This is a genomic window from Kingella sp. SNUBH-2017 (assembly GCF_028680565.1).
Classification (GTDB): Bacteria; Pseudomonadota; Gammaproteobacteria; order Burkholderiales; family Neisseriaceae; genus Kingella_D; species Kingella_D pumchi.
Window position 1 is genome coordinate 174,952 of record NZ_JAPHVK010000002.1, and the last position, 25,904, is coordinate 200,855.

Sequence of the window (25,904 nt, forward strand, 5' to 3'; positions counted from 1 at the left end):
CGTCGCGGACAATCCGCCAAAGGCAGCCTGAAAATCAGCGGCCTGTATTTTTCAGGCTGCTTTGGTTTTTGCCGCCCGCATCGTCCCCTATCCTTTTCAGGCTGCTTTCAGGCAGCCTTTTGCCCCGTATTGCCACTATGTCCCACACCGACACTTCCGCCACCGCCAAAAAAGACCCGCTCGGATCGGGCTGGATTATTGTTGCCGCCGTCTGCTTCACCGTGATGGGCGTGCTGGTGAAAGCCGCCGGCCGCCGTTTTGCCATGAGCCATTACGAGCTGGTGTTCTGGCGGGTGATGGTGGCGGTGCTGGTGCTCGGTTTTCAGGCTGCCCTATTCAAACGCAGCCTGAAAACGCCGCACCTTAAAGCGCATATCGGCCGCGGGCTGACCGGCACCGCCGGGCTGGTGCTGTTTTTCTACGGTATCACCCATCTGCCGCTGGCCACCGCGATTACCCTCAACTACACCTCGGCGGTGTTTCTCGCGCTGCTGTCGGTGCTGGTGTATCGGGAACGGCCGCCGCTGCGCATTTGGCTCGCGCTGCTGGCGGGCTTGGGCGGCATCGCGCTGATTCTGCGGCCGGCTTTTCACAGCGGCCAGGAATGGGCGGCGCTGGTGGGGCTGGGCAGCGGCTTTTGCGCCGGCGCCGCCTATCTGCAGGTGCGCGGACTCTCGCGCATGGGCGAGCCGACCTGGCGGGTGGTGTGGTATTTCTCCGCCGTGGCCGCCGTGGTGTCGGCAATACTCGCCAGCCGCGCCGGCTGGCACCGCCCGTCGCTCGAGAGCCTGCCTTATGTGGCGGGCATCGGCCTGAGCGCGATGTTCGCCCAACTGGCGCTCACCCGCGCCTACCAGGTCGGCCGCACCTTTACCGTTGCCGCCCTCTCCTACCTTACCGTGGTCTTCTCCGCCCTCTACGGCGCCCTGTGGCTCGGCGAAGCGCTGGGCGGGCAGGAGGCCGCCGGCATCGCCATAATCGTTGCCGCCGGCGTTGCCAGCAGCCTGAAAAAATAGGGGCGGGGCTTTCAGGCTGCCTGAAAGCGCAAAAACGGCCGGACTTCCATTGCGAAGTCCGGCCGTTCGGTTGGGTAATCCGGTTTGCCCTTATTTCACGCCTTTGTGCAGGGCGACGACGCCGGCGGTGAGGTTTTGGTAATCGACGCGGGAAAAACCGGCATCGAGCATCATCTGCTTGAGCGTTTCCTGGTCGGGGTGCATGCGGATGGATTCGGCCAGATACTGGTAGCTGTCGGCGTCTTTGGCGATCAGGCGCCCCATCAGCGGCAGCAGTTTGAAGGAATAGAGATCGTAGGCCGGCTCGAGAGTTTTGTTGACTTTGGAAAATTCCAGCACCAGCAGGGTGCCGCCGGGTTTGAGCACGCGGCGCATTTCCTGCAGGGCGATGTCTTTGTGCGTCATGTTGCGCAGGCCGAAGGACACGGAAACCAGGTCGAAATAATCGTCGGGGAAAGGCAGTTTTTCCGCGTCGCACACCGCCACCGGCAGCACCAGGCCTTCGTTGAGCAAGCGGTCGCGGCCGACGCCGAGCATGGAGGAATTGATGTCGGTGAGCCAGACTTCGCCGTCGCGGCCGACTTTCTTCGCCCAGCCGCGCGACAAATCGCCGGTGCCGCCGGCAATATCCAGCACTTTGCCGCCGGCGGGTACATAGGCGGTGTTGATGGTGAAGTGCTTCCACAGGCGGTGCAGGCCGCCGGACATTACGTCGTTCATCAAATCGTAGTTTTTGGCTACCGAGTGGAACACCTGCGCCACGCGGCCGGCTTTTTCGCTTTCGTTTACGGTTTGGTAGCCGAAGTGGGTTTGTTTGTCGGAATCGCTCATAATCGGGGGCTTTCGTAGGTCGGATGGTTCGGGAAAAGGGGTTTCAGGCTGCCAGAAAACGGGTTTAGCGCCGTTTTTTGTTTAAGAACAGCTCAAAGCCCATATACAGCAGCGGCAGCGACATAATGCCGATATACAGGCCGTTGGCCGCCAGCAGCTGCGGCGTCAGCGCAATCACAAAGGCAAAACCGAACACCGCACCGCCCAGATGCGCGGCATGGCCGATATTGTCGTGCGGGCGCGGGTTGAGCATCATGTATACCGAATAGGCAAAGTAGCCGGTGGCAAACAGCCAGGCGGGGATGTCAATGGGGATAAACAAAAAACGGATCATCATTTCCGGCGCGATGGCGATGGACGCGAACAAAATGCCCGACACCGCGCCGGACGCGCCGATGGCGGCGTAGGACGGCCGGTTGCGGTACAGCAGCAGGCTGAACAGGTTGCTGGCGATCAGCGCGCCGAAATACAGCGCGAAAAACCATATCGGGCCGTATAAAACCAGAATAATCTCGTGGAAAAAATACAGCGTCAGCATATTAAAGAGCAGATGCGTCCAATCGGCGTGCAAAAAGCCCGAAGTAATCAGGCGCTCGTATTGTTTGGCACGCAAAATGGCGCCGACGTGAAACTGATAACGCTGGAAAAACAGCCGGTTGGAAAAACCGACGGCGCTGATGCCGCAGGTGGCGAGAATCAGCAGGGTAAGGAACAGATCGCTGTTTTGCATAAGGATTCGCAATGGGCTTAGCCCGTGTCAAACGGTTTGCACAAACTTTCAGGCTGCCTTGAAAAGGCTTGTGGCGGCCTGAAAACAATATTCTCAATGGCCGCCGCAGCCGCCGCAGTTTTTGCCTTTTTTCGCCGGCGTGGAATCCACATCGCGCGAAGCGCCAGCCGCTGCCAGCCGCGCCAGATAGTCCTGCCACATCGCTTCGCGGCTGCTGCCTAAGCGGTAGAGATAGTCCCAATCGAAAAGGCCGCTGTCGTGGCCGTCGGAAAAACGGATTTTCAGCGCGTAATTGCCGGCGGGCGAAATGTCTTCGATCAAGACGCCGCGTTTGCCGGTTTGCAGTTTTTCCTGGCCGCGGCCGTGGCCGCGCACTTCGGCGCTGGGGGAATAAACGCGCAGAAATTCGGCATCCAGCGTGTGCTGCAGATCGCCGTAGCTAAGCGTGAGCGCGTCGCGCGCGCTGCTGATGCGGATTTCGGTGGGAAGCTGCATGGCGTTTGCCTTGGGCGGAACAAAGAAAGGCGCGATTATAGCTTAATCGCCGCGCACGGGTTTGCGCGCGGACAAGGCGGGGGAAAAATAACAGGCAGCCTGAAAAAAACCAGACGTTTTTCAGGCTGCTTTCGCCTTTCAGGCTGCCTGTGGACGGCGCCGCCGGCGGCAGTCTTGGGCAACAGGCAGCCTGAAAACGGTTTTTGCCGTTTGCCAAGCAGACGCCGGCCACCCCGGGCGGGAAAGTCCCGTTATAATCGCCCCTTTTTCTATCAGTATAAACACACACCATGCACACTACCGCCGAAGAACCCGCCCCGGAGCACGACGAAAGCGCCGCCGAAGCCGCGGTGCGCCGCTCGTGGGCAGGCGTGGCCGCGCTGGCCTGCGCCGCCTTTATTTTCAACACCACCGAATTTATCCCGATTGCCATGCTCAGCGACATCGGCGCGTCTTTCGCGCTGCCGGCCACCCGCATCGGCGTGATGATGACGGTGTATGCGTGGATTGTGGCGCTCGCCTCGCTGCCGCTGATGCTGCTCACCCGCCGTTGGGAGCGGCGCGGCCTGTTGTTGTTTGTGTTTGCGCTGTTTGTGCTCGGCCATCTGGTGTCGGTGCTCGCGCCGCGCTTTGAAGTGCTGCTGGCTTCACGGGTGCTGGTGGCGCTGGCGCACGCGCTGTTTTGGTCGGTAACCGCCTCGCTGGCGGTGCGGATTGCGCCCAAAGGCCGCCAGCACAAGGCTTTGGGGCTGCTGGTAATGGGAACGACGCTGGCGATGGTGCTCGGCATTCCGCTGGGCAAGCTGCTCGGCCAGAGTGCGGGCTGGCGCGTGAGTTTCGCCGCTATCGGCGCCGGCGCGCTGGCGGTGGGGCTGATACTGGCCAAACGCCTGCCACGCCTGCCCAGTCGCAACAGCGGTTCGCTCGCCAGCCTGCCTGCGCTGCTGTCGCGGCCGGTGGTGCGGATGCTGTATGTGCTGACCGCGCTGGGCGTCAGCGCCCATTTCACCGCCTACAGCTATATCGAACCCTTTGCCCTGCAGCACGCGAAGCTGTCGCCGGCGCAGGTAACGGTATTACTCTTGGGCTACGGCGCTGCCGGCTTTATCGGCTCTTACCTTTTCGGCTGGCTGTTTGCGCGGCACGCCGGGCTGCTGCTGGCCGCCAGCGCGCTGATGATGCTCTCGGCGATGCTTTTGCTGCTGCCCCTGTCCGGCATGCCGTGGGCGCTGTATGGACTGTGCCTGTATTGGGGCGTGGGAATTATCGTGCTGTCGCTGTCGATGCAGGCCAAAGTGCTGGAAGCGGCGCCGGACGCTTCCGATCTGGCGATGGCGCTGTTTTCCGGCCTGTACAATATCGGCATCGGCGGCGGCGCGCTGCTGGGCGGATACGCCGCCGCCCATTTGGGCATCGCCAATATCGGCTTTGCCGGCGCCGCGCTGGTGCTGCCGGCGCTGCTGCTGATTCTGCTGTTGATCCGCCACCCCGATTTTTCCCGCCCGCAGCAGGCAGCCTGAAAGCCGTTTTTTCGGAAAGACTAGCGATGATTACCGTTCTGCCGCAGAACCTTGAAACCGAATACCGCAGCCCTGCTTTCCGCAGTCCGCCGCCCAGCGCGCAGGCGGTGCGCGAATGCAGCGCCCGCGAGATTTTTCAGGCTGCCTGCCAAAACCGCGCTACCCTGTGGCAGGGCGACTACCACAATGCCAAGCAGGTTTTGGCGGCGCTGAAAAAACGCCTGCGTAAGACGCCCAAACCCGCCGCCACGCCCGCCGAAGCCTTTCACAAACACCGGCTGGCGCAGTCGCAGGCCGCCCGCGGCGCCGATATGCTGCTGGTGCGGATCGACCCCGGTTTTGAATTGCGCCTGCCGCGCGCGCCCGATGTTGCCGCCGCGCTGGCCGCCGTTTACGGCGAAGCCAACCGCGAGCCTTTCCTACTGCCCTTAAACCAGCTTCTGGGCTTTATCGGCGCCTGGCAGTGGCAGCAGAGCGGCGTCGATACCGGCGTGCTGGCAGAGCGCATCCATGTGCCCTACGGCGTGTTTTCACCCCTGCGCGGCGAATATCTGCAGCTAGTCGCCCAAGCGCCGCTGCCGGCAAACGCGCACACGGCCTGGGACATCGGCACCGGCAGCGGCGTGCTGGCGCTGCTGCTGCACCAGCGCGGCCTGCGCGACATCAGCGCCACCGACACCAACCCGCGCGCCATCGCCGCCGCCCGCGCCAATTTCGCCCGCGCCGGCGCCGATATCCGTCTGCTGGAGCAAGACCTGTTTCCCCAAGGCCGCGCCGACCTGATTGTCTGCAATCCGCCGTGGCTGCCCGCCAAGCCCACGTCCGAACTGGAAACCGCGCTTTACGACCCCGGCCACGCCATGCTGCGCGCCCTGCTGGCCGGCGCCCGAGAACGGCTTACGCCGCTGGGGCAGTTGTGGCTGGTAATGTCCGATTTGGCCGAACATCTCGGCCTGCGCGAACCGCAGGCATTAGCGCAATGGTTTCAGGCTGCCGGCCTGCGCTTGGCGAACCACCTGCAAACCGCGCCGCAGCACCCGAAAGCCGCCGACGATACCGACCCGCTGGCCTTCGCCCGCCGCCGCGAGCGCACTTCGCTGTATATTCTCGAAGCGGAGAACGGCCATGCAGCCTGAAAGCCCAAAGCAGCCTGAAAGCCCCCTGCGCTGGCGCAGTTACAATCATCTGCCCGCCGGTGCGCCCTGCCCTAATGCCGCGACATGGCAGCGTGCCGACCTGTTCGGCGGCGCCAGCGAAGACGGCCGCTATCTTTACGACGCCCTTTGCCATCCCGACGGCCGCCTGCTGCTGACCCTGATTGCCGTCGATCAGGAATGGGGCTTTATCGAATGCGAGCGGCACTTGGAATTTGCCGAACCCGCCGCCATGCTGGCGCAGGCCGCCGCCTTTGAAGCCGCGCCGCGTCAGGTGCTGGACGAGCTGGCCGCCGAAACGGCAGCCTGAAAACCCGATGCAATGTAGGTGCGCACCGCGCACCAAGAATGTTTTATGCACCATCCGCATCCTGCGGCAACCTGAAACCGCAGGCAGCCTGAAACCCGATTGTTAGAACACCGACCGAAACCGCCATGAGCAAAAAACCGCTTCTCGACAACCCGACCCTCAAAAAATTTCTGCCCAAAACCCGCCGCCGGCAAGCCGCGCTGGCTGCCGTGCTGGCCGCCGCCCTGCTGCTGCCGTGGGCGTGTTCCGGCGGCAGCAAAAACCCCAAACCCGCCGGCGGCGGCCGCGTGGTGGTGCAGGAATTGCCGCTGCCGCCCCTGTCCGAACAAAGCCAGGGCAGCAGCTACTGGCAGGACGAAGAAGTCCGCGCCGGCGACACGCTCGAAATCATACTGGCGCGGCTGGGCATCGAAGCGGGCAGCATCCGCGACCTGATGGCGCAAAGTCCGGTCGATCTCAAGTCACTCAAGCTGCATTCGGGGCAGATTGTCAGCGTGCGCGCCGACGCCGAGCAGCATGTAACCGACGTCCAGTTTTTCAACGACGACGACAACGGCGAGCGCAATCTGGTGGCGCTGGAGCGGGTAAACGGCCGCTGGCAGCACCACACCGCCGCCGCCGACACCGAAACCCTGCCCTCGCTGCGTTCGGCGGTTATCACCACCTCCGCCGCCGGCGCGCTGGCACGGGCGGGCGTGCCGGTGGAAGTGCGCATCTCGCTCAAAGAGATTTTTTCCGGCAAAGTCAATCTGGACGAACTCAAAGAAGGCGACAGCGTGCGCGTGCTGTATGAAAGCCTGTATTTCCGCGGCCAGGAAATCGCCACCGGCAACATTCTCGCCGCCGAAATCACCGCCGGCGGCCAAACCTACTACGGCTACTACTTCGAGCAGGGCGAAAGCCGCGAAGGCAGCCGCGAAGGCAACTACTACGACGAAAACGGCCAGCCGCTCAAAGAAGGCTTCGCCGGCCTGCCCATCGAGCACTACACCCGCATCTCCTCGCCCTACGGCATCCGCATCCACCCCGTGCTGCACACCGTGCGCATGCACACCGGCATCGACTACGCCGCCCCCACCGGCACCCGCATTCTCGCCCCCAGCGACGGCGTGGTGAACTTCCGCGGCACCAAAGGCGGCTACGGCTACGCGGTAATGATCGACCACGGCAACGGCCTGGAAACGCTGTACGGCCACATGAGCGCCTTTGTCGAAGGCGTCAATGTCGGCACCCATGTGCGCGCGGGGCAGGTAATCGGCCTGGTCGGCAGCACCGGCCGCTCCACCGGCCCGCACCTGCACTATGAAGTGCGCATCAACGGCCAGCACGTCAACCCCGCCAGCGTCGCCCTGCCGGTGCCCAAGCTCACGCCGGTCAATATCGGCAGCCTGCAGAACTACCGCGCCAAAATCGACACCCTGATGTCCGCCGTCCGCGGCCTGCCCGGCATCGTGTCGCAAAAAGACTGACCCGCTTTTCAGGCTGCCCTGCCGTATGGGCAGCCTGAAAACAAAGCAGCCTGAAAACCATCCCGCCGTATCTTTCAAACGAAAACCGCTTTTCAGGCTGCTTTCGCACGCTTTACTTTGATTCAGGTGCCGTAGGGTGCGCACCGCGCACCGAAAACCACCGGCAACAGCATAATGGTGCGCGGGGCGCACCCTACAACTGAAACCCCAAAGCAGCCTGAAACCCCACCCCCCCAGCGCCACAGGAGCCCGCTATGGACTTTTTCCGCCACCGCCGTCTCGCCCGCCGCCGCAGCGCGTGGCTGGTGCTGCTGTATATTGCCGCGCTGCTGGCCACTTCCGCTTCGGTGTCGCTGGTGCTGGGCACGCTGTTGGTGTGGGCTTACGGTTTTGCCGGCAGGCCGGCCGCCTATTATCTGCCGTTCGCGCTCGGCACCGCGGCGCTGGTGGTGTCGCTCAGCCTGCACCGCATCAAACGGCTGCGCCGCGGCGGCGGCGAAGTGGCGGCCGAACTCGGCGGCCGGCGGCTGACGCGGCGCGAAGCCGACTTTCTCGAGCGCCGCCTGCTCAATCTGTGCGAAGAAACCGCCGCCGCCGCGATGCTGCCCGCCCCTGCCGTTTATCTGATCGACGGCAATACCGCCATCAACGCCTTTGCCGCCGGCACCGAACGCGGCAATGCCGCCATCGGCGTGACCCGCGGCGCACTCGAGCAGCTTACGCGCGACCAGATGCAGGCGCTGCTCGCCCACGAGTTCAGCCACATCCGCCACGGCGACATGCGCCTGAACCAATATCTCAGCGGCTGGCTCTACGGCCTGCAGAGCATCGCCGGCAGCGGCCGCTATCTTGCCGAAGGGCAGGACGGCGATGCCGACTACCGCCGCAGCAAAAACGTCGATAACCACCCTTTCGACGGCTTGCTTGAAATCGTGCTGCCGCTGCTGCCCACCAGCCTGATTGGCGCACTGCTGCTGGCGCTCGGCGCGGTCGGCAGCCTGTGCGCCCGCTGGATACAGGCCGCCGTGCTGCGCCAGCGCGAGTTTCTTGCCGACGCCGAAGCGGTGCGCCTGACCCGCCAGAAAGAGCCGATGCTCGAACTGCTGCGGCTGATAGGCAGCCAGAGCCTGCCGCACAAGGCGCCGCCGCACACCGATGCCTACGCCCATATGATGTTCTGCCGCCTGCACGATGGCGCAGGCAGCCTGAAAGCGCGGCTGGCAGCCACCCACCCGCCGCTTATCGAGCGCATCCGCCGCATCGACCCCGCCTATGCCCGCAGCCTGCCCGACGACTGGCAGCAGCAGCCCGGCCATGACGGCGACGGTATTTTCTTTGCCGACAGCCCCGCCGCCCTTGCCCAACGCTACGCCGCCGAACGCGAAAACCGCGAGCAGGAATACCGCAGCCGCTACCACGCCATGCAGGCGCGCATCCGCCGCCACCGGCCGGACGCCGCCGCCGAAGCCGCGCTCACGCCGCTGTGGCAGAACGCCGCCGATGACGAAGAATACGCATCCGCCGCGCTGCTGGCGCTGTTCAGCTGTTTCAGGCAGCCTGAAAACGGCGGCAACAGTGAAAACAGCGCCATTGCCGCCAATGTGTGGCGCCTGCTGCCGGCGATGGCCACGCAATGCCCGCCGCCCGCGCCCGCCGTGCTCGAAACCCTGCTGCCGGCCTTTCTGATGCAGGACGAAGCCGCCCGCGACGCGGTGCTTGCCGCCTGCCGCGCCGCCGTGGAAACAGCAAACGAAAAGCAGCCTGAAAACCTTTCGGCACCGGAAAATCCGCAAAATCCGCCAAGCAGGCAGCCTGCAGCCGAAGTAAGTTCCCGTGGGCAAAACGCCGCCTCCGTCGCCCCGCGTCTGCTGCTGTGGAAACTGCTGGCCGCCTATCTCGCCCCCGCGCCCGAGTTCGGCCGACGCAGCGAGTACCAAGATACGGAACTGCTGGCGCCGCAAACACTCGACGATGCGGCGCTGGAAGCCGCACTTGCCGCCGCCGCACCGATGAACGAGTCCGCCCGCAACAATCTGCTGCGCCCGCAGGCCGCACGCTTAAGCACCGCCAACCCGCTGCTGTGGCGCCTGCTGTGCGTGCGCCTGAACTGCGCCGCCTGGAACGTCGGCGGCCGCGCCTGATTCAGGCAGAGCGCCCGGGCGCGGCGGCAAATCGGTTAAAATGCGGCATGCAGGCAGCCTGAAAGCCTGCAGCCTGCCGGCAAACGGTTTTCGGCAGCCGTCCGCCGCAAAGTTCGATGCCGATATCAACGGGAGAGCATGATGGATAACGAAAAAACCACCCACACCAGCAACGAGCGCGCTGCCGAAATCGAGCTGCTGCGCGAGCAGACCCGTCTGGTCGAAGCGCAAACCCAGTTGGAAAAAGTCCGCGCCGCCAGCCGCACCACCCTAATCGCCACCATCGGCGTGCTGCTGGCGATACTGTTTGGGCTGGGCTTTGTGCTGCTGATGGCGCGCGGCTGATTTTCCCGAGGGGACTTCCTGCGGTCGCAGGCTGCCTGCCCGGTCCCCAACTCTATTCCGAATCCGAAAAGGACAACAGATCATGACTGAAGCAAAGAAAGCGAAATTTACTCTGGTGCTGCCCGACGGTAGCTCGCCGCTCAAAGCGCCCCGCGAAGTGTTTATCGAACAATCTACCCAAAGCAACCAGGCCGATCTCAACGAGCTGGCGCGCGCAGAAGCGGTGCGCCGCGAAGCCGACGAGTTTATGAAAGAGCATCTGATCCAATCGCTGCGCGGCAAAATCGGCGGATTTTGACGCTTCGGCGGCTTTCAGGCTGCCTGAACGGCAAAAGCCAAGGCAGCCTGAAAACGCTTTTTCAAATGCCGTTTGAGCTTCATTGAAACCCGCTACGCTCGTTTTCAGGCTGCCTGAATCTCGGATAAAACCATGAACACCACACTCAAAATCAGTTTTTGGCGCATCACATCCTATTATTTAATCCTTGTCTTGTTATCTGCTTGGATCGGTATCCCGGGCACCGTATGGCTTGTTACGGACAGTTGGTGGATGCTGCTCTCACCGCTGGGCTGGTTTTTTTCCGCGAGCTTCATCATCACAGTCTGGAGTGCCTTTTTATGGCTGCGCGGCGTGCTGACACCCGACTGGATAGAAATCGGCAAAGACGGCATCCGCTACCATACCCTGTTTTCTTGGCGCAAAACCTTTGTTGCCTGGCAGGATATCGACAATTTTTATGTCCGCACCGTTAGGGGCAAGGGTAGAACAGGCTATTTTTTGTTTTACATTTTGAAGCAAGACCCAAAACCGTCACCCAAATACTTTTGGCGACGGGAAAAGAAAATCGAAATCCCGCTGGCCGAGATGGTTCGCGGCGGAATGCGTGCCGTTATCCAAGCCATTTGCAATCACTGCCCGCTGAAAAGACTAACCTTTCTGATGTCGCCATACGATTACCTTTAACGCAGCCGTTTCAGGCTGCATCAGCCAAAAGCAGCCTGAAAACGCTTTTTTAAATACTGTTTTAGCTTCGCTGAAACTCGCTACGCTCGTTTTCAGGCTGCCTGTTTCCTCCAATACCCACCCAAGGAGCTTTTATGAGCCAACAATACGTCTATTCCATGCTGCGCGTGAGCAAAGTCGTGCCGCCGCAGAAAACCATCATCAAAGACATTTCCCTGTCGTTCTTTCCGGGCGCGAAAATCGGTCTCTTAGGGCTGAACGGCGCGGGCAAGTCCACCGTTTTGCGGATTATGGCGGGCGTGGACAAAGAATTTGAAGGCGAAGCCGTGCCGATGGGCGGCATCAAAATCGGCTATCTGCCGCAAGAGCCGGAGCTTGACCCCGAAAAAACCGTGCGCGAAGAAGTGGAAAGCGGCTTGGGCGAAGTGGCCGCCGCGCAAAAGCGCTTGGAAGAGGTTTACGCCGAATACGCCAACCCCGATGCCGATTTTGACGCGCTGGCAGAAGAACAAGGCCGCTTGGAAGCGATTATCGCGGCGGGTTCATCCACCGGCGGCGGCGCGGAACACGAGCTGGAAATCGCCGCCGACGCGCTGCGCCTGCCCGATTGGGACACCAAAATCGGCGTGCTCTCGGGTGGCGAAAAACGCCGCGTCGCCCTATGCAAACTCTTGCTTTCCAAGCCCGATATGCTGCTGTTGGACGAGCCGACCAACCACTTGGACGCCGAATCGGTGGAATGGCTGGAACAATTTCTCGTGCGCTTCCCCGGCACAGTTGTTGCGGTAACGCATGACCGCTACTTCTTGGACAACGCCGCCGAATGGATTTTGGAGCTTGACCGCGGCCACGGCATCCCGTGGAAAGGCAACTACTCATCGTGGCTGGAGCAAAAAGAAAAACGCTTGGAAAACGAGGCCAAATCCGAAGCTGCGCGCGTGAAGGCGATGAAGCAGGAATTGGAATGGGTACGTCAGAATGCCAAAGGCCGCCAAGCCAAGTCCAAAGCGCGTTTGGCGCGTTTCGAAGAAATGAGCAACTACGAATACCAAAAACGCAATGAGACGCAGGAAATCTTCATTCCCGTCGCCGAGCGTTTGGGTAACGAAGTGATTGAATTTGTGAATGTTTCCAAATCGTTTGGCGACAAAGTGCTGATTGACGATTTGAGCTTCAAAGTGCCTGCGGGCGCGATTGTCGGCATCATCGGTCCGAACGGCGCGGGTAAATCGACGCTGTTCAAAATGATTTCGGGCAAAGAGCAGCCCGATTTCGGCGAAGTGAAAATTGGCCAAACCGTCAAAATGTCGCTCATCGACCAAAGCCGCGACGGCCTGCAAAACGACAAAACCGTGTTCGACAACATTGCCGAAGGCCGCGACATTTTGCAGGTCGGTCAGTTTGAAATTCCCGCCCGCCAATATTTGGGGCGTTTCAATTTCAAAGGCAGTGACCAAAGCAAAATCGCGGGGCAGCTCTCCGGCGGCGAACGCGGCAGGTTGCACTTGGCAAAAACCTTGTTGAGCGGCGGCAATGTGTTGCTGCTGGACGAGCCGTCCAACGACCTCGACGTAGAAACCCTGCGCGCGCTGGAAGACGCATTGTTGGAATTTGCCGGCAGCGTGATGGTGATTTCGCACGACCGCTGGTTCCTCGACCGCATCGCCACGCATATCTTGGCTTGCGAAGGCGATTCGAAATGGGTGTTCTTCGACGGCAACTATCAGGAATATGAAGCCGATAAGAAACGCCGCTTGGGTGAAGAGGGCGCGAAGCCGAAACGGATTCGGTATAAGCCTGTAACGCGGTGATGAAGTGAAAAAGGCAGCCTGAAAACGAGCGTAGCTAGTTTCAGCGAAGCTAAAACGGCATTTAAAAAAGCGTTTTCAGGCTGCCTTTAAACTTAGCAGCCCCTCTATCTCCGTCATTCCCGCGCAGGCGGGAATCTTGGTTGCACATTTAGCCATGCCGGAAAAAATAATCTGTTGCTCGGATTTCGCCAAGACTCCCGCCTGCGTAGAAATGACGGCATTTGCGCTTTTGACTTCACAACCCCCGTTTCACTAGGCAGCCTGAAAACAGCAAAACCGCGCTGACACCGAGCAAAAAAGCAGCCTGAAAATCATTTCCCGGTTTTCAGGCTGCCTTATTGTTGTCCGGCTGTTTCACAAATACACAATCTCGCCGCTGCGCCCCCTGCTCTCGCGGCTGGCCCAGTACACGAAAGCGGGCATGATGTCGGCCATGTCTTTGCGCTCGCTGGCCGCTTCGCCGGGGTGGGTTTTGATGCGCTGCGGCGAGTTGATGCTGCCGGGCACCAAGACGTTGGCGCGCAGATTGTCGAAGCGTTCCCATTCGTCGGCGGCGACGCGGCACAGGTAGTTGAGCGCGGCTTTGGAGGCGCCGAAGCCGCCCCAGTAGGCCTGCGGGGTTTCGCCGTGGCTTTCGCCGACGAAAATCACCGAAGCGTCGGGCGATTCTTTGAGCATCGGCAGCATCGCGCGGGTGAGCGCCATCGGCGCGACGGTATTGATGCGGTACTGGTTCACCCATTCGGCAACGGTTTGAAATTCCAGGGGCGACAGGGCATAGAAATAGCTGGCGCAGTGTACGATGCCGTCGAGCCGGCCGCCGGTGGCTTCGGCGATGGTGTGGGCCAGGCGCTCGTATTCGCTCTCTTCGGCCGCCATCAGATCAAAGCAGACGGCAAAGGGCTCGGCGCCGCCTGACTGGGCGATGCTGTCGTAAACCTTTTCCAGCTTTTTCTGGCTGCGCGCCATCAGAATCACGGTGGCGCCGGCAGCGGTATAGGCGGCGGCCACCTGTTCGCCCAAACCTTGCGAGGCGCCGGTAATCAGGATGGTTTTGTCTTGCAGTGCGGATTGGCTCATGGTTTTTCCTTTACTGGGAGACGGCAAAAGCGCAGATGCGCGGTTTTTTCAGGCTGCCTGCTTCGCGGCTCGAACCGGCAAACGCAGGCGGCAGGAGCCAGATTGTAGCGTTTTTGCCGCGCTTTTGGGGCGGCGGCAGCCCCAAAAGCGCGCCGGCATGGTTTTCAGGCTACCTAATCCGTCTTTGTCTGCCGCCGCTTTTTTTGGCCGCGCTTTTGTCCTAGAATGCGCTTTTCCCGTATTTTCAAGCAACCGAGCAAGCAAAGGAGCAGTTTATGGCCAGTATTTTCAGCAAAATCATTGCGGGCGAAATCCCCGCGCGCTTGGTTTGGCGCGACAGCGAATGTGTGGCGTTTATGGACATTATGCCGGTATCCGAGGGGCATCTGCTGGTGGTGCCGCGGCAGGAAACCGACCGCTGGCACGATCTGCCGCCGGCCACCGCCGCGCATCTGTTTGCCGTCGCCCACACCATCGCCGCCGCGCTGGACGAAGTTTCCGAGCGCAGCCGTGTCGGCCTGATGATCGCCGGTTTCGACGTGCCGCACACCCACATCCATCTTTTCCCCGCCGACAGCATGGCGCAGTTCGACCCTAAAAACGCCGATAAAAACCCGCGCCCCGAAGATTTGGATGCTGCCGCCGAAAAAATCCGCGCCGCCCTGCGCGCCCGCGGCCACGGCGAAAATGTGCCGGCGTGAATCGGGATTTATCGAATTCATCTGACCAAAAGGCAGCCTGAAAATTTTTCAGGCTGCCTTTTGCTTACTGCCAGCGTGCCAACAGCGCCTGCGCCGCCGCTTCGCCGCTTTGCACGGCGGCTTCGAGGGTGGCGGGGTAGCGCGGGTGCAGCCAGTCGCCGGCCAGAAAGATGCGCTGTGCGTTCAGGCTGCTTTGATCGGGAGGCGCGACGCCGATCGGGCGGGCGGCGGTGGCGCGTTTTTCGGTGATGGCGCGGGCGACGACGGGAGCGGGGGCGGTGGGGCAGACGCGCAGGATGTCGGCGTGCACGCGGCTGATCCATTCGTCGGTAGACAGGCTGCCGTGCTGTTCGGACAGGCTGATTACGGCGGCGGTTTCAGGCTGCCCGTTCAGGCGGCTGCGATCGATCAGCCATTGGGCGGTGCCGCGGGCAAAGCCGGTCATGGCGGCGGGCAGCGGCAGCGCTTGCGGGTAACGCAGGTAAACGGTGGTGATGGCGTGGTAGCGCAGCGCCGACAAGGCAGCCTGAAAAGCATCGGCGGCGCTTTCAGGCAGCAATGCGCCCAAATGGTAGGGGGCGACGGCAGCGACGGCGGCATCGTAATCTTCGCCGTTGACGCGCACGCCGCCCGCTTCGCAGACGATGCGGCCGACGCGGCAGCTTGGGCGGTAGCGGCCGCCCTGCGCGCAGATGCGTTCGATCAGCGGCTCGGCAAACAGGGCACCCAAATCGGTTTTGGGCAGGTAGTAATCGCTGTGCGCGGCGTCTGCCCATACGCCGTCGGCCAGCACGTTGGTCAAAGTTTTCAGGCTGCCTTCGGCCAGCGGCGTGTTGAGCGCGCCCCATACCAAGGGCTGCCAGAACTGCTCGATCTGCGCCTGCGGCACGCGCCGCGCCGCCAGCCAGTCGGCAATGCTTTGGTCGGGCGCGGTGCGGCGGGCGTGTTTTTGCAGTGCGTCCAGTTTGTTGAGCAGCGAGAGCCGCGCGGCAAACGGGGCGTTTTCGGCGCCGAGCAGGGCGCAGGCGAGATTGAGCGGCGCGGGCAGGCTTTTGGCGCGGATGCCGAGAAAGCGGCCGTGTTTGATGGAAAAGCGCAGGCCGTCGTGCAGATACCACTGCATCGGCAGGTGCAAAAAAGCGTTGTCGCGGCGCACGCCGGCCGATTCGAGCAGCCTGAACACGCTGCGGTAGGCGCCGATTAACAGGTGCTGGCCGTTGTCAAGAAAGGAAAAGCCGGCATCGGCGGCGACTTTGCGCGCGCGTCCGCCGGCTTCGCGGCCTGCTTCAAACAGGGTAACTTCGGTATGCGGCGCCAGCGCGGCGGCGGCGGCCAAACCCGCCCAACCGGCACCGATTACCGCCACTTTGCGCCGGCTGCTCACGGTTTGAACCCGAACAGCCAGTATTTCAGCGCCAGCCGCATTTTGCGCGGCTTGGGAATGCGGATTTTGTATTTCAGCACGTTTTCTACGCCGTCGCGGATGATTTCCTGCAGCAGGGCATAGTAGAGCCCGGCCATCACCAGCCCGGCCTTCTGGCTGCGGGCATCTTCGGCGGGCAGCAGAGCCAGCGCGCTGCGGTACTGCTCTTGGGCGCGGGCAGCCTGAAAATGCATCAGCTCGGCAAATTCGGGTGTGGCTTGGGCATCGAAAATATCGTTTTCGCCCACTTTAAAGCGCTTCAAATCTTCCTGCGGCAGGTAGATGCGGCCGAGTCGGGCGTCTTCGCCGACATCGCGGATGATATTGGTCAACTGCAGCGCCAGGCCGGTCTGCTCGGCGTATTGCAGGGTTTGCGGGTTGGTAAAGCCCAAAATCCGCGCAATCAGCCGCCCGACCACGCCGGCGACGCGGTGGCAGTAATACTGCAGATCGGCGAAGGTGGGGTAGCGGTCGTGGTGCAGATCCATTTCCATGCCGTTGATGATTTCTTCCAATTCCTGCTGCGGCAGCGCGTAGCGGCCGACTATTTCCTGCAAGGCCTGATTCACCGGATGCTCGGGCGCTGAAGCAGCCTGAAAGGCTTTGGCCAGATCCTGGCGCCACCAGGCCAGCGTGGTGCGGGCGACGGCGGGGTCGGAGCAGTCGTCGGCAACGTCGTCCACTTCGCGGCAGAAGGCGTAGAGCACGGTCATGGCGTCACGGCGCTCGGGGCTGAGAAAACGGAAGCCGTCGAGAAAGCTCGAGCCGCTGTTGCGGGCTTTTTCGCGGCAGTATTCGATGGGCTGCATGGGCAAATCCGGTGAAAAAAACGGTAACAACCGCCCGCAAGCGCGACCTGCGGGCGGTAGGCGATCGAGTGGGCGGCGACGGCGGCGGCGGAATCAGGAATCTTCGTCGCCGTAGTATTTGACGCCGATTTTGATCGGCTCGCGCCCCTGGCTGCGGCGGTGGGCGTTGGAATCGCGCAGCGAATAGGCGCAGCCGCAGTATTCCTGCTGGTAGAAGTGTTCACGCTTGCTGATTTCAATCATGCGGGCGCTGCCGCCGCCTTTGCGCCAGTTGTAGTCCCAATAGACGATGCCGGGGTATTTGGCGGCGGCGCGGATGCCGCAGTCGTTGATCTGGTTCATGTTTTTCCAGCGCGAGATGCCCAGCGAGCTGGTAATCACCGGAAAACCGTGTTCGTAGGCATACAGGGCGGTGCGCTCGAAACGCATGTCGAAACACATGGTGCAGCGGATGCCGCGCTCGGGTTCGTATTCCATGCCTTTGGCGCGCTCGAACCAGTTGTCCACGTCGTAATCGGCGTCGATAAAGGGCACGCCGTGTTTTTCGGCAAAGGCGATGTTTTCGTTTTTGCGCAGCTCGTATTCTTTGAGCGGGTGGATGTTGGGATTGTAGAAATAAATGGTGTAGTCGATGCCGCTGGCGAGCATGGCTTCCATCACTTCGCCGCTGCACGGGGCGCAGCACGAATGCAGCAGCACTTTTTTGTGGCCGCCGGGCGGAACCAGCACGGGGCGGTCAATCGGGGTAACTTCGGGTTTGTTCATAATCTGGATTTTCAGGCTGCCTGAAGCGGCGCTTTAGTGGTGGCCGTGGGCTTCGCCGTCGAGAAAATACACGGTGCCGCAGTAGGGGCACTCGATTTCGGAAAAAGATTTGATGGGCAGAAACACGCGCGGATGGCCGTTCCACGCCTGCTCTTGCGGGCCGTTGCAGTGCAGCGGCAGATCGTGCGGGGTGATGACTACGGGTTCGGGCTGTTTGGCCATGGTCGGGTCCTGTTGTTTTATTGTTGTAAAGGGCGGCATTTTAACGCAGTTTGACGTTTTAATCAGCTATCGCTGGCCGGAATTTGACAAAGCTTAACGCCGCTGCGATAATCGCGCCGTTTTTTGCCGGCCGTCTTGATGACGGCTCGAATGTTTTTCAGGCGCCGCCTGCCGTGCAGACCGCGCCGACCCGTTAGGAGGTGATGTTTCATCACAGGCGGCGCACCCCGCCCGGCCGCAGCGCCCAAACCCGGTGCCGAACCTTTTTTCAGGCTGCCCGCCCCTTGCGGCAGCCGCAAACGAAACCGAATTTATTTAGGAATTGATATGCCTACCATCCGCGTAAAAGAAAACGAACCCTTTGAAGTTGCGATGCGCCGTTTCAAACGCGCCATCGAAAAAACCGGCCTGCTCACCGAGCTGCGTGCCCGCGAAGCCTATGAAAAGCCGACTACCGAGCGCAAACGCAAAAAAGCCGCTGCGGTAAAACGCCTGCAAAAACGCCTGCGCAGCCAGCAGCTGCCGCCGAAATACTATTGATTTCGGAGCCGTCCCGCCGATGCGGGGCGCGTGTTTGCCGCACCGCACAACCTTTTTCGGTTTGCGGTGCTTTTGCTTTTTTCAGGCTGCCGGCAAGTTTCAGGCTGCCTGAAAAGCCACAGCGATCAGGAGTGAGACCATGAATCTGAAAACCCGTCTGCAGGAAGACATGAAAACCGCGATGCGCGCCAAAGACCAAGCCGCGCTCTCCACCATCCGCCTGGCCAACGCCGCCATCAAACAGTTTGAAGTCGATGAGCGCGCCGAAGCGGACGACGCCAAAATCATTGCCATCCTCAGCAAAATGATCAAACAGCGCAAAGACAGCGCCAAAATCTACAGCGACGCCGGCCGCAGCGATCTGGCCGACAAAGAAAACGCCGAAACCGCCATCCTGCAGCGCTACCTGCCGCAGATGCTCTCCGCCGAAGAAATCCAAGCCGCGGTTGCCGCCGCCGTTGCCGAAACCGGCGCCGCCGGCAATGCCGATATGGGCAAAGTGATGGGACTGCTCAAAAGCCGGCTGGCCGGCAAGGCCGATATGGGCGAAGTGAACCGCGCGGTCAAAGCCGCGCTCAGCGCCTGATTCTCCCGCCGCCGTTTTCAGGCTGCCTTGCAACACAGGCAGCCTGAAAACCCCTTATGCCGCCCCATCCGCCCGTCGCGGACGTTTCAAACACGGAAAAGCCATGTCCCGCATCGCCGCCCTACCCGACCATCTCGTCAACCAAATCGCCGCCGGCGAAGTGGTGGAGCGCCCCGCCAACGCGCTGAAGGAAATCATCGAAAACAGCCTGGATGCCGGCGCCGACGACATCCGCGTCGAGCTGGCCGGCGGCGGCATCAAACTGATCCGCGTGCAGGACAACGGCTCCGGCATCCACCCCGACGATCTGCCGCTGGCGCTCGCGCGCCACGCTACCAGCAAAATCAGCAGCCTGAGCGATCTGGAACGGGTGGCCAGCATGGGCTTTCGCGGCGAAGGGCTGGCCAGCATCGCCTCGGTGTCGCGGCTGACGCTGACCAGCCGCCAGGCCGGCAGCAGCCATGCCAGCCAGATCCGCGCCGAAGACGGGCGTTTGAGTCCGGTGGTTTCTGCCGCCCACCCCGAAGGCAGCAGCGTCGAAGTGTCCGAGCTTTTTTTCAACACGCCGGCGCGGCGCAAATTCCTCAAATCCGAAGCCACCGAGTATGCCCACTGTGCCACCATGTTCGACCGTTTGGCGCTGTCGCATCCGCAGGTGGCTTTTTCGCTGGCGCACAACGGCAAAACCGTCTGCCGCTATCCGGCGCAAAGCCTGGCGGAGCGCTGCGCGGCGGTGCTGGGTGCAGACTTTCAGGCTGCCTCGCTGGCGGTGGACAGCGGCGCCGGCGAAATCCGCCTGCACGGCTTTATCGCCAAACCGACGTTCTCCAAAGGCCGCAGCGACAAACAGTTTTGCTTCGTCAACCAGCGCTATGTGCGCGACAAAGTGATGCTGCACGCGGTCAAACAAGCCTACCGCGACGTGCTGCATCACCAGCTCACTCCCGCTTTCGCACTGTTTCTCGAACTGCCCGCCGAGCTGGTCGATGCCAACATCCATCCGGGCAAAACCGAAGTGCGTTTCCGCAACAGCCAGGCGGTGCACCAGCTGGTGTTCCACACACTCGACAAAGCGCTCTCGCAAACCCGCGCCGACCAAACCGAAAGCGTGGGCAACGCCGGCGAAATCCTGCACAGCGTCCATGCCGCCGCCCAGGGCAGACAGACTGAAAGCAGGCAGCCTGAAAGCGCTGATGGCGACGACGCGGCTGCCGTTTTCGGCACCACCCCGTCCATGCCGCTACCGGCCGGCACCACCGGCGGATCAGGCTACGGCCGCAGCGCCCCCGCGCCCTACTCCGCTGCCCCGCGTGCGCCGCGCCAGGGCGCGCTGACGCTCAACGAAAGCCGCGCCGCGCTCGAAACCTACGCCCGCCTGTATCAGGACGACGAACTCGACCGCGCCTTTCCCGAAACGCCGGTCGACAGGCAGCCTGAAAACACGGCGGACGACAATGCCGCCGCTGCGGATTACCCGCTTGGTTTTGCCATCGCCCAGCTGCTCGACATCTACATTCTGGCGCAAGCGCAGGACAGCCTGCTGCTGATCGACATGCACGCCGCCGCCGAGCGCGTGAACTACGAAAAAATGAAAGCCCGCCGGCAGGCGGCAGGCAGCCTGAACAGCCAGCATCTGCTGATTCCGGTGAGCTTTGCCGCCGACCATCAGGAAATGGCGGCGCTGACCGAGCATGGCGACACCCTGCGCGCCTTCGGTCTCGAACTTTCGGCCTTGGGCGAGCGCACCATCGCCGTGCGCGCCGTGCCGCAGATGCTGGCCAAAGCCGATGCCGAAGCACTCGCCCGCAGCGTGTTGCGCGAAATGGCGCAGTTTGAATCCGGCCGCCTGCTCGAAGAATACGAAAACCGCCTGCTCTCGACCATGGCCTGCCACGGCTCGGTGCGCGCCGGCCGCCGCCTGACGCTGCCGGAAATGAACGCGCTTTTGCGCGACATGGAAAACACCCCGCGCAGCAACCAGTGCAACCACGGCCGCCCGACCTGGGTCAAACTCACGCTTAAAGAACTGGACGCGCTGTTTCTGCGCGGGCAGTAGGCGGATCAGCCTTTCAGGCTGCCGCCCCAAACCAAAGGCAGCCTGAAAAACCGTTTTGGCGTTTTCAGGCTGCCTTGCCGATTTTCAGGCTGCCGCCGCGCAGTTTTAGCGAAAGCACACCATGCACTACGACCACATCTCTTTCCATATCGACGAAAACTACCCGCCCGAGCTGCCGCACGGCAACGCCCTGCACCATATGGCGCACTACTACGCCTGGGCGGTATCGCAAAACCTGCACAGCGCCGCCGCGGCCGCGCTGCCCGGTTTTGCCCAAATGCAGCGCGGCGAAACGCCCGCCGCCCAGTTTGTCGAACGCCAGCTGGCGCAGGGCTTGGACGATACCTGTTTCAACGACTTGGGCAGGCGCTTCACCGCCTTTTACTACGCCGACGAAGACGAAGGCTACGGCCGCTTTATCGAAGACTATTTCGCCGCACTCGGCTTGGAGAGCGAAGCGGACTTCTACCGCACCGAAGGCTCGCCGGCAGAAGCCGCTAAGCTGTTTCCCCGCTTTCAGGCTGCTTTCGAGCGCTGGTACGGCAGCCTGAAAGACAAATAATCCGCCCTGCGGCAGCCTGAAAAAACCGCCGGCCGCAAGGGCAGGTAACCACTTTGGTTTTCCGTCCGCCAAACGGCTTTGCGCGCTTTCAGGCTGCCTGAAAAACAGCCGGCGAAAAGCAGCCTGAAACTTGGGCAAAGCCGGTAAACTACACGAATCATACTTTCAGGCTGCTTTGCTGCCGGCTGCAGCGAAAAAACGCCGGCCGCCGATTGGTCGGCGCCGCGCTTTCCCGTACAATCCGCGCACCTTGCCGCCGCGCCCGACATGACGCGGCGGCTTACCATCCGACTTTTGTTTCCGAGAAAGAGAACCACCGTGTCCCAAACTCCTGCTTCCGGCGAAAGCCGCAGCGTCCAGCGGCGTTTGAAAACCCGCCATCTGAGCATGATCGCCATCGGCGGCAGCATCGGCACCGGCCTGTTTATGGCCAGCGGCAGCGCGATTCACAGCGCCGGCCCGGGCGGTGCGCTTTTGGCCTACGCCGCCATCGGCGTGATGGTGTATTTTCTGATGACTTCTTTGGGCGAAATGGCTACCTATCTGCCCACTTCCGGCTCGTTTGCCACTTATGCCGCGCGTTTTGTCGATCCTTCACTGGGTTTCGCGCTGGGCTGGAATTACTGGTTCAACTGGGTGATTACCGTGGCGGCAGACATTTCCATCGCCGCGCTGGTGATTACTTATTGGGAGCCGATGCGCTTTATGCCGCCGTGGGGCTGGAGTCTGCTGTTTTTCGGGCTGATTTTGCTGTTAAACCTGCTGTCGGTGCGGGCGTTTGGCGAGTCGGAGTATTGGTTTGCGCTGATTAAGGTGGTTACCGTGGTGGTGTTTCTCGGCATCGGCACGCTGACCATTTTCGGTATTTTGGGCGGCGAATACGTAGGCTTGGCCAACTTTACCGTGGGCGATGCGCCCTTTCTCGGCCAGAGCTTTTCAGGCAGCTTTCTCACCGCGCTGGGGGTGTTTCTGATTGCCGGTTTTTCCTTTCAGGGCACCGAGCTGATCGGCGTTACCGCCGGCGAATCGGAAAATCCCAAAGAGAGCATTCCCAAAGCGATCAAACAGGTATTCTGGCGCATTCTGATTTTCTACATTCTGGCGATTTTGGTGATCGGCCTGCTGATTCCCTACACCAACCCCGCCCTGCTTGGCGCGGAAAACGTGCAGGAAATCGCCAAATCGCCGTTTACGCTGGTATTCGAGCGCGCCGGCCTGGCTTTTGCCGCCGCGATTATGAACGCCGTTATCCTCACGTCCATCCTTTCGGCCGGCAATTCCGGCATGTACGCCTCCACCCGTATGCTCTACGCTATGGGCAACGACGGCCTGGCCTACCGCCTGTTCGGCCGCACCAACCGCGCCGGCGTGCCGGTGGCGGCGGTGCTGGCGACTGCGGTGGTGGCGCTGTCGGTCTTTCTGATTGAAATCGTCAACGAAGGCGCCTACGAATACATCGTCGCCGCCTCCGGCATGACCGGCTTTATCGCCTGGCTGGGCATCGCCGCCAGCCACTACCGCTTCCGCCGCGCCTATCTGGCGCAAGGCCGCCGCCTGGACGATTTGGTTTACCGCGCCAAATGGTTCCCGCTCGGCCCCCTGCTGGCGCTGGCGCTGTGCGTGCTGGTGATTATCGGCCAGGACACCCAGCTGGTGCTCGAAGGCGATTTCAACTGGCAACGCCTGCTGATTACCTATATGGGCCTGCCGATTTTTGCCGGCTTCTACCTTTATCACAAGCTGCGCCACAAAACGCGCCTGATTCCGCTCAAAGAAGTGGATTTGAGCCAGAATGTCGATTGATCAAACAACAGCAAAACAAAAAAGCGTGCCCGCTGCGGCACGCTTTTTTGCTGGTGCCGACGCCAAAGCCGGCAGGGTTTTTCCTGACGAAATATTAAGTTGATGCGGTTTTTTGTTAAAAGAAAACGCAAAATCTTTACATAAATAGTGTGAATAATTATAATCCTTATTATTTATAACAAAGCACCGCCTTTCGGCTGACGGCATTTAAGCAAACGGCAGATGCCCGTTTCAGCCTTTCAGGCAGCCTGAAAACACAAACCGCAGCGATATTGTTTTGCAACGTTTCCCATACCGAGGAGAAAAACCATGAAACCGCAAGCCAAGCCCCTGCATCTGGCTCAAATCATCGCCCTGCTGTTTGCCGCGCCCGCCGCCTTTGCCGCCGACGACACCGCGCCGCAGCAGGCCAAAGAATTGGAGACGGTCATCGTCAAAGGCGAGCGCAGCCGCAAGCCTGAGCAGACGGTGATTACCGACAAAGACCTGCAGCGCGCCGCCGCCCAGAATATCGACGACAGCATCCTCTACGAACCCGGCGTGGACGTGCGCTCCGACAATCTGCAGCACGGCCATTCGGGCTATGTCATCCGCGGCATGGGCGGCAACCGCATCCAGATGGATATCGACGGCATTCCGCTGCCCGATTCGCATGAAGACTTAACCGGCGGCCCCGGCGCCTCGCCCGAAACCAGCGTTAACCGCGACACCGTCGAAACCGACACCCTCAAGCGCATCAGCATCAGCAAAAACGCCAATGCCGCCGAAAACGGCGCCGGTGCTTTGGGCGGTACCGTTGCCATGCGCACCTACAGCCCCTCCGATTTTGTCAGCAGCGACAAACCGCTGTATCTGGGGCTCAAATACGGCTACCGCAGCACCTACCGCAGCCACGGCATCACCGCCACCCTGGCCGGCAAGCACGATATTTTCGCCGGCATGCTGATGCTGACCCGCCGCCGCCTGCACGAAGCGGAAAACTATGCCGAAAACGACGGCACCGGCGCCCGCCGCACGGTATCCAACCAGCAAAAAAGCCAGAATCTCAACGTGCTGGCCAAAGGCGAAATCGCCCGCGGCGCCCACCGCGGCGAGCTGGCCTTCGAGCAGTTTCTGCGCGACACCCACACCGAGCGGCTGGAAAAACAAGGCAGCGGCCGCGGCAGTGCCGGCTGGCTGGTGCGGCCGGTTTCCAACGGCGACGACAAATACAACCGCCGCCGCCTGAGCATCGGCTACCGCTACCAGCCTGAAAGCGGCTGGGTCGAAAAAATCTCCGCCCAAGCCTACCGCCAGGCTTTCGATGTTTACAACGTAACGCAAGACCACGTTTCCGCCAGCCGCACCCCCGGCGCGCCGCCCTATATTGTGCAAAACAAAGACGAGCGCCGCAAATTCGAGCAGCGCCACACCGGCGTCAGCGCCGACATCGCCATGCGCTTTCAAACCGGCAGCCTGCTGCACCGCCCGTCTTTCGGTGCCGAATACCGCCAGACCAAAACCGGCCGCCTGATCCAGCAGGACGTTAGCGGCACCCAAAACCAGCAGGTGGAAAACCGCAGCTTCCCGCCGTCCGATCGCCGCGTGTTCGCCCTCTACGGCCAAAACGAAACCGCCTTCAACGAGCACTTCAGCATCAACTTCGGCCTGCGTTACCACCGCGAAAAAACCAAGTTCACCATCGACGACGCCTACCGCGCCTACACCCGCAACCAACCGCTGGCGCCCGATTCCGTTTCCGCCCACGCCCTGCTGCCCTCGCTGGGCATGAAATGGCAGTTTGCCCCCGGCTACAGCTGGTTTGCCAACTACAGCTTCGGCTTCCGTTCGCCCGGCCCCGATCTGATTGCCGCCGGCTACCAAAGCCCGTCCAACCGCTACCGCGTGCGGCCGAACGCCGATCTGAAACCGGAAAAATCGCGCAATTTTGAAACCGGCTTAAGCTACAGCGGCGAGCGCCTGAACCTGCGTACCACCGCTTTTTACAACCGCTACAAAGACTTTATCGGCTACTACACCGAAAGCGATCCCGCCAGACTGCCGCCGAACTATCTGTTTGAAATCTACTACCGCAACATTGCCCGCGCCAAAACCTACGGTTTCGACATCTCTGCCGACTGGGCGTTAAGCCGCGAGTTCAAACTCTCCGGCGGCCTGGCGTGGATGCGCGGCGTCAATGAAACCAGCGGTAAGCCACTCTCCAACGCCCACCCGCTGCAGGGCTTTGTCGGCGTCGATTACCAGCGCGAAAGCTGGGATGTCGGCACCCGCCTGCGCTGGTCGGCGAAAAACCGCCGCGTTGCCGACGAACAGGACTTCAAAGCGCCCGGCTACGGCGTGTGGGACATCAGCGCCAACTACCGGCCGCATAAAAACGTCGAACTTAGCGCCGGCGTCTATAACGTGCTCGACAAACGCCACTGGCGCTACGCCGATGTCGCGGGCGTGAAGAAAACCGGCACCATCGACCGCTACACCCAGCCCGGCCGCAACTACGCGCTCAGCCTGCATCTGAAGTTCTAAAGCCCAAGGCAGCCTGAAAACGCCCAATCCGTTTTCAGGCTGCCTATT

General features: G+C 61.5%; 25 protein-coding genes. 17 read left to right on the forward strand and 8 right to left on the reverse strand.

The window, feature by feature from the left end; genetic code table 11:
* The first annotated feature begins 137 nt into the window (after positions 1–137).
* On the forward strand, positions 138–1,016 hold the full coding sequence (locus tag OP500_RS03135) for a DMT family transporter (RefSeq protein WP_274070190.1): 879 nt from the start codon (positions 138–140) through the stop codon (positions 1,014–1,016).
* A gap of 90 nt (positions 1,017–1,106) precedes the next feature.
* On the opposite strand, the gene ubiE is transcribed toward OP500_RS03135, so the two are convergent.
* The 3 genes from ubiE to OP500_RS03150 all read right to left on the reverse strand — a co-directional run bounded on the left by ubiE (position 1,107) and on the right by OP500_RS03150 (position 3,072).
* Positions 1,107–1,847, reverse strand: a complete 741-nt coding sequence (ubiE, locus tag OP500_RS03140) for a bifunctional demethylmenaquinone methyltransferase/2-methoxy-6-polyprenyl-1,4-benzoquinol methylase UbiE (RefSeq protein WP_274070157.1) — start codon at positions 1,845–1,847, stop codon at positions 1,107–1,109.
* Between the two features lie 64 nt (positions 1,848–1,911).
* Positions 1,912–2,577: a rhomboid family intramembrane serine protease gene (locus OP500_RS03145; protein ID WP_274070158.1), complete on the reverse strand. Its 666-nt coding sequence runs from the start codon at positions 2,575–2,577 to the stop codon at positions 1,912–1,914.
* A 93-nt stretch (positions 2,578–2,670) separates the two neighbouring features.
* A complete protein-coding gene (locus tag OP500_RS03150) occupies positions 2,671–3,072 on the reverse strand; it encodes a DUF971 domain-containing protein (RefSeq protein WP_274070159.1) in 402 nt (133 codons plus the stop codon).
* Between the two features lie 290 nt (positions 3,073–3,362).
* On the opposite strand from OP500_RS03150, the gene OP500_RS03155 reads away from it, so the two are divergent.
* The 9 genes from OP500_RS03155 to ettA all read left to right on the forward strand — a co-directional run bounded on the left by OP500_RS03155 (position 3,363) and on the right by ettA (position 12,786).
* A complete protein-coding gene (locus OP500_RS03155; protein ID WP_274070160.1) occupies positions 3,363–4,592 on the forward strand; it encodes a sugar transporter in 1,230 nt (409 codons plus the stop codon).
* A gap of 26 nt (positions 4,593–4,618) precedes the next feature.
* Complete coding sequence (locus OP500_RS03160; RefSeq protein ID WP_274070161.1) at positions 4,619–5,728, forward strand: class I SAM-dependent methyltransferase; 1,110 nt, start codon at positions 4,619–4,621, stop codon at positions 5,726–5,728.
* On the forward strand, positions 5,718–6,056 hold the full coding sequence (locus OP500_RS03165) for a hypothetical protein (protein WP_274070162.1): 339 nt from the start codon (positions 5,718–5,720) through the stop codon (positions 6,054–6,056). The genes OP500_RS03160 and OP500_RS03165 overlap by 11 nt, the downstream gene beginning before the upstream one ends.
* 125 nt (positions 6,057–6,181) lie before the next feature.
* A complete protein-coding gene (locus OP500_RS03170; protein ID WP_238747004.1) occupies positions 6,182–7,525 on the forward strand; it encodes a M23 family metallopeptidase in 1,344 nt (447 codons plus the stop codon).
* A gap of 254 nt (positions 7,526–7,779) precedes the next feature.
* Complete coding sequence (locus OP500_RS03175; RefSeq protein WP_274070163.1) at positions 7,780–9,666, forward strand: M48 family metalloprotease; 1,887 nt, start codon at positions 7,780–7,782, stop codon at positions 9,664–9,666.
* A 141-nt stretch (positions 9,667–9,807) separates the two neighbouring features.
* The gene (locus tag OP500_RS03180; protein ID WP_274070164.1) at positions 9,808–10,011 is read left to right on the forward strand and encodes a transposase; all 204 of its coding nucleotides are present in this window, start codon (positions 9,808–9,810) and stop codon (positions 10,009–10,011) included.
* Between the two features lie 82 nt (positions 10,012–10,093).
* Positions 10,094–10,309: a hypothetical protein gene (locus OP500_RS03185; RefSeq protein WP_238746992.1), complete on the forward strand. Its 216-nt coding sequence runs from the start codon at positions 10,094–10,096 to the stop codon at positions 10,307–10,309.
* A gap of 132 nt (positions 10,310–10,441) precedes the next feature.
* The gene (locus OP500_RS03190; protein WP_238746990.1) at positions 10,442–10,975 is read left to right on the forward strand and encodes a hypothetical protein; all 534 of its coding nucleotides are present in this window, start codon (positions 10,442–10,444) and stop codon (positions 10,973–10,975) included.
* Between the two features lie 134 nt (positions 10,976–11,109).
* Positions 11,110–12,786 carry an energy-dependent translational throttle protein EttA gene (gene ettA, locus OP500_RS03195; protein WP_238746988.1) on the forward strand — a complete coding sequence of 559 codons (1,677 nt, stop codon included), beginning with the start codon at positions 11,110–11,112 and terminating at the stop codon, positions 12,784–12,786.
* Between the two features lie 354 nt (positions 12,787–13,140).
* Here the strand turns inward: ettA and OP500_RS03200 are convergent, their stop codons facing one another.
* Positions 13,141–13,866: an SDR family oxidoreductase gene (locus tag OP500_RS03200; RefSeq protein WP_238746986.1), complete on the reverse strand. Its 726-nt coding sequence runs from the start codon at positions 13,864–13,866 to the stop codon at positions 13,141–13,143.
* A gap of 275 nt (positions 13,867–14,141) precedes the next feature.
* On the opposite strand from OP500_RS03200, the gene OP500_RS03205 reads away from it, so the two are divergent.
* Positions 14,142–14,567 (forward strand): HIT family protein, encoded by a 426-nt coding sequence (locus OP500_RS03205; protein ID WP_274070165.1) that lies wholly within the window; start codon positions 14,142–14,144, stop codon positions 14,565–14,567.
* Between the two features lie 64 nt (positions 14,568–14,631).
* Here OP500_RS03205 and hpnE read toward each other — a convergent pair whose 3' ends face one another.
* The 4 genes from hpnE to OP500_RS03225 form a co-directional block, all read right to left on the reverse strand.
* Positions 14,632–15,951: a hydroxysqualene dehydroxylase HpnE gene (gene hpnE / locus OP500_RS03210; RefSeq protein WP_274070166.1), complete on the reverse strand. Its 1,320-nt coding sequence runs from the start codon at positions 15,949–15,951 to the stop codon at positions 14,632–14,634.
* The gene (hpnD, locus tag OP500_RS03215; protein ID WP_238746981.1) at positions 15,948–16,799 is read right to left on the reverse strand and encodes a presqualene diphosphate synthase HpnD; all 852 of its coding nucleotides are present in this window, start codon (positions 16,797–16,799) and stop codon (positions 15,948–15,950) included. Before hpnD ends, hpnE begins: the two co-directional genes overlap by 4 nt.
* 93 nt (positions 16,800–16,892) lie before the next feature.
* Complete coding sequence (locus OP500_RS03220) at positions 16,893–17,564, reverse strand: epoxyqueuosine reductase QueH (RefSeq protein ID WP_238746977.1); 672 nt, start codon at positions 17,562–17,564, stop codon at positions 16,893–16,895.
* Positions 17,565–17,597: 33 nt separating this feature from the next.
* Positions 17,598–17,786: a zinc-finger domain-containing protein gene (locus tag OP500_RS03225; RefSeq protein WP_274070167.1), complete on the reverse strand. Its 189-nt coding sequence runs from the start codon at positions 17,784–17,786 to the stop codon at positions 17,598–17,600.
* Between the two features lie 327 nt (positions 17,787–18,113).
* Between OP500_RS03225 and rpsU the strand changes: the two genes are divergently transcribed.
* From rpsU to OP500_RS03255, 6 genes are all read left to right on the forward strand, one after another.
* Entirely contained in the window at positions 18,114–18,326 is a 213-nt protein-coding gene (gene rpsU / locus OP500_RS03230) for a 30S ribosomal protein S21 (protein ID WP_238746968.1), read from the forward strand.
* 139 nt (positions 18,327–18,465) lie between these two features.
* The gene (locus tag OP500_RS03235; RefSeq protein ID WP_274070168.1) at positions 18,466–18,912 is read left to right on the forward strand and encodes a GatB/YqeY domain-containing protein; all 447 of its coding nucleotides are present in this window, start codon (positions 18,466–18,468) and stop codon (positions 18,910–18,912) included.
* 103 nt (positions 18,913–19,015) lie between these two features.
* Entirely contained in the window at positions 19,016–20,968 is a 1,953-nt protein-coding gene (gene mutL, locus OP500_RS03240; protein ID WP_238746959.1) for a DNA mismatch repair endonuclease MutL, read from the forward strand.
* A gap of 121 nt (positions 20,969–21,089) precedes the next feature.
* Positions 21,090–21,530 carry a DUF7832 domain-containing protein gene (locus tag OP500_RS03245; RefSeq protein ID WP_238746957.1) on the forward strand — a complete coding sequence of 147 codons (441 nt, stop codon included), beginning with the start codon at positions 21,090–21,092 and terminating at the stop codon, positions 21,528–21,530.
* A gap of 387 nt (positions 21,531–21,917) precedes the next feature.
* The gene (locus tag OP500_RS03250; protein ID WP_238747512.1) at positions 21,918–23,333 is read left to right on the forward strand and encodes an amino acid permease; all 1,416 of its coding nucleotides are present in this window, start codon (positions 21,918–21,920) and stop codon (positions 23,331–23,333) included.
* Between the two features lie 309 nt (positions 23,334–23,642).
* Positions 23,643–25,856 carry a TonB-dependent hemoglobin/transferrin/lactoferrin family receptor gene (locus OP500_RS03255; protein ID WP_274070169.1) on the forward strand — a complete coding sequence of 738 codons (2,214 nt, stop codon included), beginning with the start codon at positions 23,643–23,645 and terminating at the stop codon, positions 25,854–25,856.
* Positions 25,857–25,904 lie beyond the last annotated feature (48 nt).